We start from the raw sequence: 11510 nt of genomic DNA, 5'->3' as shown, positions 1-11510 counted from the left end.
GGGGCGGGGGTGGGTTCCACCGGCGGTATCCTGCCTGCCAGCAGATCGGCCAGCCGGGCGGTGCGGGCCGGATCCATCCGACCCCGGAGGGGCGGATCCAGGTCCAGGATCACTCCGCCGCCTACGGTGACCACCGGGGAAAAGAATCGTACCACCACCCGGTCTCCCGGCAGGGCGGCCAGAGGGGTATCCAACCGCAGCTGGGCAAAGCAGGTCTCACCCGGCTCCAGCCTGTCCCGGCCCAGGAGGATACACCGGCAGGTGAGGGCCCGTCCCCCGTGGTGGAGGTGGAGGAGGGCGTTGTTTTTCACGGAATAGGGGGCCTGGGGCAGCAGAGTGAGAGAGAGGTCCAGCCGCTGGGTCAGGGTGAGGCTGTCCGGCGGAGCCAGGGTATCCCCCCGGCTCACCTGGGCCCGTTTCACCCCCGCCAGATTCACTGCCGCCCGGCAGCCGGGGAACAATGCCTCCGACTGCCTGCCGTGGCACTGGAGCGCCCGCACCCGGGCGGTGGGACCGGAGGGCCACACCCGAACCAGATCTCCCCGGCGAAGCGGTCCGCTGGTAAGGGTCCCGGTGACCACCGTGCCGCTGCCCGCCACTGAAAAGACCCGGTCCACGTGGAGGCGGAAGGGCCCTTCAGAAGGCGGGGCGGTGTGGGCCGCCGCCAGATTCGCAAGAGCCCGCTTCAGCTCCGGCAGCCCCTTTCCCGTCACCGCTGAGGTGGGGATCACGGGGGCTCCCTCCAAAAAGGTGTCCTTCACCAAGGCCTCCACCTGGTCCTTCACACCGGGCTTCCATTCCAGGTCTGCCCGGGTGAGGACGATGACGCCTCCCTGCAAGCCCAGCAGGGAGAGGATGGCCAGGTGCTCCCTGGTCTGTGGCATGGGTCCCTGGTCGGCGGCAATGGCCAGCAGCACCAGATCCATTCCGGCGCACCCCGACAGCATGGTGGGCACAAATTTTTCGTGACCGGGCACATCCACCACCCCCATTTCCCGGCCGTCTGGCAGGGTCAGCGGGGCAAAGCCCAGCTCAATGGTGAGACCCCGGCGGCGCTCCTCCTCAAGGCGGTCAGTATCCACGCCAGTGAGGGCCTTTACCAGGGCAGTTTTGCCGTGGTCCACATGGCCGGCAGTACCTAAGATCATACCTGTCCCTCCGCCCAGGCCGCCAGAGCGGCCTGTATGAGATCCTCGTCCCCCGGTAGCAGGGTGCGCATGTCAAGCAGCAGCTTCCCGCCGTGGATTCGCCCGATGACAGGGGGCCGTTGGCGCCGGAAAAAGGCCTCCAGGGCTTCCGGCCCGCCGGGCGGGTCCAACTCCACCGCCCAGGAGGGCAGGGACTCCCCGGGCAGGGCCCCTCCTCCCGCCTGACTCTCACAGGGGACGGGCTGGCAGGGGCAGCAGGGAGAAAGGACTCCGGTCAGAGCCTTCGCCTTATGCTCCAGCTCGGCCTGGGTGGCCGCCAGCATGGTCTGGACCGGGGAGAGCACTCCGTCCCGCCAGTCCAGCAGGGTGGCCTCCAGGGCGGCCAGGGACAGCTTGTCCAGTCGCAGGGCACGGGCCAGGGGGTGAGCCTTCAATTTGGCGACGGCCTCCCGCTTGCCCAGCAAAATGCCGCACTGGGGGCCGCCCAGAAGCTTATCTCCCGAGCAGCACAGTATCTGGGCATGGGGGAGCCACTTGGCGATGGTAGGGTAGTCCTGGGGCCAGGGGCCTGGGCCTGGGGCCCCGCTGCCCAGATCGCACAGCAGAGGAACGGAATACCGGGTGGCCAGGGAAGCCAGCTCCTCCGGTTCCACTCCCTGAGTAAAGCCAACCAGCCGGAAGTTGCTGGGGTGGACCTTCAGCAGGGCCTGGGCCCTGCCGTAGGCCAGGGCCTGGGCGTAATCCTCCGGCCGGGTCTTGTTGGTGGTGCCTACCTCTACCAGCCGGGCTCCGCTCTGGACCATGACGTCGGGCACCCGGAAGGAGCCCCCGATCTCCACCAGCTCGCCCCGGGAAATGGCCACCCCCAGCCCGGGGGCCAGGGCCGCCAGCATGAGCAGCACGGCAGCTGCATTGTTGTTCACCACATAGGCCCCCTCCGCCCCGGTGAGAGCGCAGAGCTGTTCCTCCACGGCGGCGGTGCGGCTCCCCCGTCGGCCGGTGTCCAGATCATATTCCAAATTGGAGTAGCCTGCCGCCACCCGGGCCGCCGCCTCCGCCGCCCGGGGGCTGAGCGGCGCCCGGCCCAGGTTGGTGTGGAGGACTACTCCGGTGGCGTTGACCACCTTGCCCAGCCGGGGCCGGCAGAGGACCTCCGCCAGGACCAGTCCCCGGCGGGCCACCGCCTCCAGGGGCGGGATAGAAGCCCCCGGTTCCCGGCGCAGAACATCCCGCAGCTCCTCTAGAGCCATGCGGGCCCCCTCCTTCCGGGAAGCGTAGGGCAGCGGGCTGTCTCCCAGGGGAGGGCAGGCCAGCAGGCGGTCCATCCTGGGCAGCCTGGCAAACGTATTTTCTTCCATATCCGCACCTCCGGGGGACCATTCTTCTGAAGTATACCATAGTTTTGGAGTAAACGCACATAAACTTTCCGGTTTTCAGAAAACGACCTGAAATATAGTCATTTCGGGGAGAAATTCATCATTGACATACCGCTTACCTTGCGGTTATGATGCTGTTGTGCAAAGAAATGAAACGCGTTACGGAAGGAGCGAATACCATGCGTGTATTTGAGACCAGCGTACAGGAGCTGAAGCACGATGTGCTCAAATCTGTGGCCCAGCTGGCCTGGAGCGACGACCTCCAGTCCGGGATTCTGGACATCCCCGAAAAGCTGATCCCCGGCCCCGAGGCCCGGATGCGCTGCTGTATTTATAAAGAGCGAGCCATCATCTCCCAGCGGGTGAAGGTGGCCATGGGCGGCGACCGCACCAACCCCAACCTGGTGGAGGTGCTGGACATCGCCTGCGACGAGTGCCCCGTCACCGAGATCACCGTGGGCCCCTCCTGCCGGGGCTGCATCGCCACCCGCTGCGTCCATGCCTGCCCCAAGGACGCCATCACCGTGGTGAACCATAAGGCTCAGATCGACCACAAGAAGTGCATCACCTGCGGCAAGTGTATCGCCGCCTGTCCCTATGGCGCCATCGAAAAGAAGACCCGGCCCTGCGAGCGGGGCTGCAAGGCGGGCGCCATCTCCATGGGGGAGAACAAGAAGGCCTTCATCGACCCTGCCAAGTGTACCTCCTGCGGCGCCTGTATCTACCAGTGCCCCTTCGGCGCCATTATGGACAAGTCCTTTATCGTGGACGCCATCCAGATGCTCCAGGGCGCCGACAAGTGGGGCTTCCATGTGTACGCCATCGTGGCGCCCTCCGTGGCCGGTCAGTTTGCCCCCGCCGAGCTGGGCCAGGTGGTCACCGGCCTGAAGATGCTGGGCTTTTACGACGTGATGGAGGTTGCCCTGGGCGCCGATATGACCGCCAAGACCGAGGCCGTGGAGCTGGAGGAAAAGGGCATGCTGGCCTCCTCCTGCTGCCCCGCCTTCGTGGATTACGTACAGAAGAATTTCCCCGATCAGGCCCACCTGATCTCCGACACCCCCTCCCCCATGATCATGATCGCCCGCCACATCAAGCAGCGGGATCCCTCTGCCAAGGTCGTCTTCATCGGGCCCTGCGTGGCCAAGAAGATGGAGGTCAAGCTGGGCAAGACCATGCGGGCGGTGGACTCCGCCCTCACCTTCGAGGAGCTGTACGCCCTGTTTGACTCCCGGGACATCGACGTGGCCAAGCTGGAGTTCACCGATCTGGACCACGCCAGCGGCTTCGGCCGGTCCTTTGCCCGCAGCGGCGGCGTGGCCGCCGCCGTGGTGGAGGCCCTGAAGGAGCGGGGCAGCGAGTTCCAGGCCAAGCCCATGCCCTGCAGCGGGTTTGAGGCCTGCAAGCTGGCCTTCCTGAAGGCGGCCAAGGGTGTGGGTGATTTCAACTTTATTGAGGGCATGGCCTGTGAGGGCGGCTGCGTCCAGGGCCCCGCCCAGCTCATCCGCTCCAACAAGAACCAGGGCGACGTGGAGCGCCACGCCAAGCAGGCGGAAGGCCGCACCATCGAGAGCGCCATCGCCGAAGCCCAGAAGGCCCCCATCCACGAGGACTGAGCCTGACGTATATTCGCAAAAAAGCACCACCGCCAACCGGCGGTGGTGCTTTTTGCAGCGTTGGGGGTTCAGCGGAAGGAGTCCGCCTTTTCCCGGATGAACTTCCTGAGCCACTTGGAGGTGGCCTTGTTCTCCAGGGCAAAGTCGATGGTGGCCTCCAGGAAGCCGCACAGGTTACCGGTGTCGTACCGGTGGCCCTCAAAGTCCACCGCCACCATTCGGCTCTTACGGCACAGCTCCCGCAGGCCGTCGGTGAGCTGGATCTCTCCGCCATAGCCCGGCTTTAGGTTTTCCAGAATGTCAAAAATCTGAGGGGTAAGGACATACCGGCCCAGGATGGCGTAGTTGGAAAACATCTGCTGAGGGGTAGGCTTCTCGTTCATGTCGGAGACCTCGTAGATCCGGTTCTCCAAAGGTGCGATCTTTACCGAGGAATAGCGGGAGATGGCCTCGGTGGTCACCTTCTGCACACCGACACAGGAGGCACCGTACTTCTCGGCTCCCTCGATCAGCTGAAGGGTCACCGGTTTTTCCGCGCGCATAATATCGTCGCCCAGCAGCACGGCGAAGGGCTCGTCCCCTACAAACCGCTTGGCCCGGTAGATGGCGTGGCCCAGGCCCCGGGTCTCCTTCTGGCGGACATAGAAAATGTTGGCCAGGTCGGCGGCCCGGCGAACCTCCACCAGTTCGCGCTCCTTGCCGGCCTGGAGCAGGCGGGTTTCCAGCTCGGGGTAGTAGTCAAAGTAGTCGTCCATGGCCGACTTGGCCCGGTTGGTGACGATCAGAATGTCCTCGATGCCGGAGGCCACCGCCTCCTCAATGATATACTGGATCACCGGCTTGTCCACCATGGGCAGCATTTCCTTGGGGACGGTTTTGGTGGCGGGGAGCATACGGGTCCCCAGCCCGGCGGCGGGGATGACGGCCTTGCGGACCTTCATGACGGAAACCTCCTTGTCTGTTGTGGTACAGGCCGGAGCGTCTTACCTGGCGGCCAGATGGCGCTCCGGGATCATGGAACGGAAGTAGCGGATCTTGGGCAGAGCCATCAGCAGCACGGTGCCCAGCATATAGCAGGCCAGGGCCTCCCCTACCACAAAGGTCCACAGATTCAAGCCGTAAGCTGCCCAGAAAGCGCCGTTCAGGGCGCCAGCCTCCGCCCAGGCCCACATGGGGGGCAGCAACAGGGCGTTCATCACGATGGGGGGCAAGGCGGCCAGGTACCAACGGGGCGTCTTCATGGTCAGAAAGGCGGCGATGGCTGTGGCCAGGGTGCCCACCACCATGTCGATGGGCCCGTAGGGGGAGAGCACATTGGTCAGCAGACAGCCCAGGGCCAGGCCGGGGGCTGTGGCGGGGAACAGAAAGGGCAGGACGGTGAGGGCCTCCCCCAGCCGGACCTGTACCGGCCCGAAGGTGAGCTGAAAGATGTTGCCAAAGTAGCACAGCACGAAGTAGATGGCGGCCACCATGGCGGCCAGGGTCAGGTTTCGGGTAGAGTGATTACGCATGACAGTGTTGAACCTCCATTTTGGTATTTAGAGAACGGCGGTGAGTCCCACCGAACGAACGCGGCAGCGCCGCGCTTGGACCGGGTGTGGAAACCAGTCACCGTCATTTTATCATATGTCGTATGGGATGGCAAGCCGGGGCGCATCCTTCTGTTGATTTACAGGTGAGGCAGAACCTGCTATACTGTGAAAAAAGCGAAAGGCGGGATGGATATGACAATGTCCGGGGCGCAGACTCGACGAGAGGCGATAGCACGGGTCCTGGAGGATGCCGGCGGGCCGGTGAGCGCCACCGCTCTGGCCGAACGCTTTTCTGTGAGCCGCCAGATCATCGTGGGGGACATTGCCCTACTCCGGGCAGCCGGGGCGGAGATTCTGGCCACCCCCCGAGGCTATGTGCTGGACCGGCGGGAGGAGGGGACCACCTACACCGTGGCCTGTGTCCACCGGCCGGAGGAGATGGAGGCCGAGCTCAACGCCATGGTGGACGCCGGGGCCCAGGTGGTGGACGTGGTGGTGGAGCACCCGGTCTATGGCCAGCTCACCGGCATATTGGGCCTGCGCTCCCGATATGATGTACAGGAATTTATCCAAAGAGTGCGCCGGGAGGAGGCGCGGCCCTTGTCGGATCTGACGGGAGGGATCCACCTGCACACAATACGCTGCCTTGATAAAGAAATTTTGTATAGAGTGAGGGAAAGCCTGCAAAAGGCAGGGTTTTTGCTGGATACAACAATTTAAAATGTAGCTGCCAGGAATTTGATGTTAAATTTGACGAAAAAGTATTGCCAAATTGTGAATAATAGTGTATGATTAAGTACGAATCCTTGGGTTGGGGAGGCTTTTAGGATTCACACTCAGAAAGGGAGGGTTATTATGAACGAACCGCGCACCAAGCGATTTGGACGCATTCTTCTGGTCCTCTTCGCGCTGGCATGTGTCCTTACCACCGTGGCCTTCGCGGAAGGCGACGGCGAGGCTGTCAGCCAGTTCTACGGCACGATCTGGTCCCTGCTGCCCCCTGTGGTGGCCATCATTCTGGCGCTGATCACCAAGGAAGTGTATTCATCCCTGTTCATCGGCATCGTGGTAGGTTTCCTGCTGCAGGCCGACTTCGATGTGGTGCTTACCATTGACCATCTGGTCAACGGATTTATTGGCAACATCGGCGGTAACGCAGGTATCCTCATCTTCCTGGTCATTCTGGGTACCATGGTGGCCCTGATGATCCGGGCCGGCGGCTCCAAGGCCTACGGCGACTGGGCCGTGGCCCACATCAAGACCAAATCCGGCGCTCTGTGGTCCACCTTCATCCTGGCCATCGTGCTGGGCGTGGACGACTACTTCAACAACCTGACCACCGGTAACGTGATGCGTCCCGTCACCGATGGCCACCACATCTCCCGGGCCAAGCTGTCCTATATGTGCGACGCCACCGCCGCCCCCGTGTGTATCATGATGCCCGTCTCCTCCTGGGCCGCGGCTGTCACCGGCGTTATCAACAACGAGGAGCTGGGCTTCCAGATCTTCCTGCGGGCCATCCCCTACAACTACTATGCCATCCTTACCATGGTGTTTATCATCATGATGACCGCCCTGAATATCGACTACGGTCCCATGAAGAAGCATGAGGACAACGCCGCCAAGGGCGACCTGTATACCACCCCCGAGCGGCCCTATGCCGATGCCACCGAAATGAAGTTCAACCCCAACGGCAAGGTGATTGATCTGGTGATCCCCGTGATCGTGCTGGTGGCCTGCTGCGTGGGCGGCTTGCTTTATGCCGGCTGGCTGGGCGGCGGCGAGGGTATCTTGGATATGTTCGCCAACACCGATGCCTTCTTCGGCCTGCCCTTCGGCGCCACCATCGCTCTGGTCATCAATATGATCTACTTTGCTGTCCGCCGCTCCATGAAGTTTACCGAGTTGATGGACTGCCTGCCTGAAGGTTTCAAGCAGATGGTGCCTGCCATCCTGATCCTCTGCATGGCCTGGACCATCAGCGGCGTCACCCGGGATGGCCTGGGCGCCCCTGAGTTCGTGGCCGCGTTTGTGGAGCAGCTCGGCCCCGGCCTGCATAACTTCCTGCCTGCCGTGGTCTTCATCATTGCCTGCTTCCTGGGCTTCGCCACCGGCACCTCCTGGGGTACCTTCGGCATCCTGTTGCCCATCGTGCTGGAGATCTTCACCCCCGGCGGCTTCGACAACCTGACCGCCGAAACCCTGAACGAAGTGCCCATCCTGATGGTGGGCATCGGCGCCACTCTGGGCGGCGCGGTTATGGGCGACCACTGCTCTCCCATCTCCGACACCACCATTATGGCATCCACCGGTGCGCAGTGCTACCACCTGAATCACGTGGCTACCCAGATGCCTTACGCGGTCACCGTGGCCGCCATCGGCTTCGTCAACTACATTATCACCGGCCTGATTATCGATTATGTGCCTCAGGTCGTCTGCCTGCTCATTGCCGTGGCCTCTACTGTAGTGGTGATGCTGGTCATCGGCAAGATGAATCATTCCATGAGCATGCACTCTCAGCGTGACTGAGTGAGCGGTACATCGCAATAAGCAAAGCCAAACAACAGCGCCCCCCGCCGACGGCGGGGGGCGCTGTTTCGTAGCGTGAAGAGCGGAATATGGTAGGGGCGGATCCCGCCGCGAAAGGATATAAAACACAATGTATTATCTATATATAAGATTATAAAACTGCTTCCAGGCCGGCAGCAAGAAAGCCCCTGGGCCCGCCTTTCTTTGGACGGGCCCAGGGGCTGTTTCATATAGTTCCGCTCAGCGGATCATCCACAGCAGGTTGGTGTCGGTAGAGAAATTGGGAATGCTGTAGAGCACCAGGGCCTGGTCAATGCCGTTCTGCTGGATGTAGTCCTTCACGGACAGCCGGTAGTACCGCAGGTCGATGAGATGGATCTCGGAGAAGTGGGCGGTGAGGAAGGGCACCAGGGAGTCGGTGTAAGAGTCCCGGATGATGAGCAGCTTGGGCTTGTCGGTGTTGGGAGTCTTGACCACGCCCAGGGACTGCTGGCCGCCCAGGAACATGGAGTACTTATCCTTCACACTGAGGAAGGAGGTGTCGTACAAGGCCCGGGCCTTTTCCACCGGGTTGCCCTGGTTGTCATAGGTGTGCTCGGTGACGGTGATACCGGTGTCGGGCACATAGGTGGTAATGGTGTCGGGGCGCACCCAGCGCACGCCGGAGGAGGAGAACACGGTGCCGTAAAACTCGGTGGAGCGGATAGTCTCAGTGTAGGTCTCCAGGGGCACCGGGGTATAGCCCAGAGCGTTGGCCAGGCTGACATAGCCGTAATAGGCCCCCAGGCTGGTCCAGTGGTGGTCGGTGCGGTAGAAGATCTCCTCGTCCTTGTGGGCGTACAGATTGGTGTACAGGTCGGCCCAGGTGGCGGAGGTGACGGTGTTCTTGGCCTGGTCGATGATGGCGAACTGGCTGGCGTTGGGGGCCCCGGCGGGGAGCCGGTCGGCCCAGATGCAGGCCTGGGTGGGGATGAGGCCGAAGGCCACGGGGATGCCGGCGTTCTGAGCAAAGGTGTTCACATAGCCCAGATCGGTGGACAGCTTCTGAGCGTCGGGCTGGTCAAACCGAGTGATCAGGGTATCCTGATCGCAGAAGTACACGCTGTTGTTCTCGTGCTTGCCCAGGGCCTTCTCAGTGCGGGCCTTCAGATCCACCCACAGATCCCGGGCCACGAACTGGTCGGTGGTGTAGGTCTCAAAGGAGGACATAAACTTGCCGCTGAGCAGGGAGTCCACGGTGAGCTCTGGCATCTGCTCCAGCTGGCGGTTCTCCATCTGGGAGAACTCCTGGTCGGGGGCCACGGCGTTAGCCACCAGGAACAGGCCGATGAAGGCGCAGAACAGGGTGGTGATAAAGATACAATATTTTTTCGTCATAGTGCTTACCTCCCATCAGAAGCGGAAATAGAGGAACGGATTATAGGTGGCGTCCACCAGGTAGGCGGTGGAGAAGATAAGTCCCGCCATCAGCACCACCGGCAGCACCACCTTCATGGGCTTTTGGGGCAGCCTGGTCCACAGCCTGGCGGCCAGGGGGGTGGAGGCCACGCAGCAGATGAGGATCATAGGCAGGAAGGAGGAGAAGTAGTACCCCACGCTGGCGCTGGTGAGGCCGGCGGGGGCGAAGCCGAACATGGCCTTCAGGTAGATCCCCAGGTGGCCGAAGTCCTCCACGGCGAAGATGGCCCAGCTCACCAGCACCAGGAAGAGGGTGTAGATGTGCTGGAGCGCGGCGGGCAGCTTGTCCAGCAGCCTGCCCAGGAAGGCCTTTTCCAGGATGACCAGCACGGCGAAGTACAGGCCCCAGATCAGGAAGTTCCAGCTGGCGCCGTGCCAGATGCCGGTAGCCGCCCACACCACAAAGAGGTTAAAGAACAGCCGGCCTTTACCCACCCGGTTGCCTCCCATGGGGATATACAGGTATTCCCGGAACCAGGAGCCCAGGGAGATATGCCACCGGCGCCAGAACTCGGTAACCGACTTGGAGATATAGGGGTAGTTGAAGTTGCGCAAAAACTCGAAGCCCAGCATCCGGCCCAGGCCCACGGCCATGTCGGAGTAGCCGGAGAAGTCGAAGTATAGCTGAAGGGAAAAGGCCACCACCCCCAGCCAGGCCCCGGCCACGGTGAGCTGGTCGGTAGGCAGGGCCAGATATACGTCCCACAGCTTGCCGATGTTGTTGGCCAGCAGCACCTTTTTGGCCAGACCCACTGTAAACACCTGCACACCGGAGGCAAACTGCTCCGGAGAGTGGGTGCGGAAGGTCATCTGATCGGCCAGCTCCTTATACTTGATGATGGGGCCGGCGATGAGCTGGGGGAAGAGAGTGACAAAGGTACCGAAATTCACGATACTCTTCTGGACCTCGGCGTCCCCGCGGTACACGTCCACGGGGTAGGTCATGGTCTGGAAGGTGTAGAAGGAGATACCGATGGGCAGAGCCAGATTCAGGCTGGGCATCCCCACGCCGAAGTGCTGGAAGGTGCGGGCCACCAGATCCCAGTACTTGAAGAAGAACAGGATGGCCAGATTGAGCACCAGGGCAATGGCCACGGCGGCCCGGGCTCCCTTGTCGTTCCCCAGGAGTTTGCACCGCGCCACCACAAGTCCGGCAAAGTAGTCCAGAACGATGGTAAAGATCATCAGCACAATGTACTTGGGTTCGCCCCAGCCATAAAAGACCAGGTTGACCACCAGCAGCCACAGGTTGCGCCATTTCAGGGGTGTAATATAGTAGACGAGCAATACAATGGGTAAATAAAGAAACAAAAAATACAGGCTGGAAAAGACCAAAGACTCACCTTCTCTTATCGGTACTCAGGAAAGAGGCCCGGCAGGAGACCCTGCCGGGCGCTCGTAAAGGATATTATACCCTGAAAGTCTTACTTTGTATAGCTGTTAAAGATAGAAACCGCCTGGTCGGCCTGCTCGCTGATGGCGAAGAGGACGTAGTTGCCGCTGGTGACCAGCTTGTAGTTGTTCACCAGCTCCAGCTGTTCGGGCAGATACTGAGACCACTGAGTCACCAGGTCGGCCTGACGCTTGGCAATACCAGCCTTGACAGTATCCATCTTACCGCTCTTTACCTCGGCCACAAAGAACTCGGTGGCGTGGACGCCCATGGTGGGCATCATGCACTTGTAGCTCACCAGGTCGGAGGCGTTGATACCGTAAAAGTTGGCCAGCAGGGCGTCGTCCAGAGCCATCATGCTGGGCAGATCCAGGGCGGAGATGCCGTTCCACACGGAGGACACCACATCCACCTGGGGCTTGGCAGTGGGAGTGGGCGTGGGAGTGGGGGTAGCGGTG

10 protein-coding genes are annotated in these 11510 nt (G+C 61.8%); 3 read left to right on the top strand and 7 right to left on the bottom strand.

Annotated elements, in window-relative coordinates; all coding sequences use genetic code 11:
• Together selB and selA are read right to left on the bottom strand one after the other, a co-directional pair.
• A partial coding sequence (selB, locus tag H6B51_RS14205; RefSeq protein WP_204884302.1) for a selenocysteine-specific translation elongation factor occupies positions 1 to 1148 on the bottom strand: 1148 nt, incomplete at its 3' end.
• Positions 1145 to 2506: an L-seryl-tRNA(Sec) selenium transferase gene (selA, locus tag H6B51_RS14200; protein ID WP_204884301.1), complete on the bottom strand. Its 1362-nt coding sequence runs from the start codon at positions 2504 to 2506 to the stop codon at positions 1145 to 1147. The genes selA and selB, both read right to left, overlap by 4 nt.
• 197 nt (positions 2507 to 2703) lie before the next feature.
• Between selA and H6B51_RS14195 the strand changes: the two genes are divergently transcribed.
• Positions 2704 to 4140, top strand: a complete 1437-nt coding sequence (locus H6B51_RS14195) for a 4Fe-4S dicluster domain-containing protein (protein ID WP_204884300.1) — start codon at positions 2704 to 2706, stop codon at positions 4138 to 4140.
• Between the two features lie 68 nt (positions 4141 to 4208).
• Here the strand turns inward: H6B51_RS14195 and galU are convergent, their stop codons facing one another.
• Positions 4209 to 5081, bottom strand: coding sequence for a UTP--glucose-1-phosphate uridylyltransferase GalU (galU, locus tag H6B51_RS14190; protein ID WP_204884299.1), 873 nt, complete (start codon positions 5079 to 5081; stop codon positions 4209 to 4211).
• Between the two features lie 42 nt (positions 5082 to 5123).
• Positions 5124 to 5651 carry a QueT transporter family protein gene (locus H6B51_RS14185; protein ID WP_204884298.1) on the bottom strand — a complete coding sequence of 176 codons (528 nt, stop codon included), beginning with the start codon at positions 5649 to 5651 and terminating at the stop codon, positions 5124 to 5126.
• Between the two features lie 213 nt (positions 5652 to 5864).
• Here H6B51_RS14185 and H6B51_RS14180 point away from each other — a divergent pair, with 213 nt between their 5' ends.
• Entirely contained in the window at positions 5865 to 6392 is a 528-nt protein-coding gene (locus H6B51_RS14180; RefSeq protein WP_204884297.1) for a transcription repressor NadR, read from the top strand.
• Positions 6393 to 6527: 135 nt separating this feature from the next.
• The gene (locus H6B51_RS14175; protein WP_204884296.1) at positions 6528 to 8201 is read left to right on the top strand and encodes a Na+/H+ antiporter NhaC family protein; all 1674 of its coding nucleotides are present in this window, start codon (positions 6528 to 6530) and stop codon (positions 8199 to 8201) included.
• A 240-nt stretch (positions 8202 to 8441) separates the two neighbouring features.
• Here H6B51_RS14175 and H6B51_RS14170 read toward each other — a convergent pair whose 3' ends face one another.
• From H6B51_RS14170 to H6B51_RS14160, 3 genes are all read right to left on the bottom strand, one after another.
• Complete coding sequence (locus H6B51_RS14170; RefSeq protein WP_204884295.1) at positions 8442 to 9578, bottom strand: DHHW family protein; 1137 nt, start codon at positions 9576 to 9578, stop codon at positions 8442 to 8444.
• Positions 9579 to 9593: 15 nt separating this feature from the next.
• Positions 9594 to 10994: an MBOAT family O-acyltransferase gene (locus tag H6B51_RS14165; RefSeq protein WP_204884294.1), complete on the bottom strand. Its 1401-nt coding sequence runs from the start codon at positions 10992 to 10994 to the stop codon at positions 9594 to 9596.
• Between the two features lie 89 nt (positions 10995 to 11083).
• Positions 11084 to 11510 (bottom strand): DUF4358 domain-containing protein (locus H6B51_RS14160; RefSeq protein ID WP_204884293.1); only part of this gene is annotated, 427 nt, incomplete at its 5' end.

The sequence above is a fragment of the Pseudoflavonifractor phocaeensis genome (genome assembly GCF_016901955.1).
GTDB lineage: Bacteria > Bacillota > Clostridia > Oscillospirales > Oscillospiraceae > Flavonifractor > Flavonifractor phocaeensis_A.
This window is presented reverse-complemented; position numbering and strand designations above follow the sequence as displayed.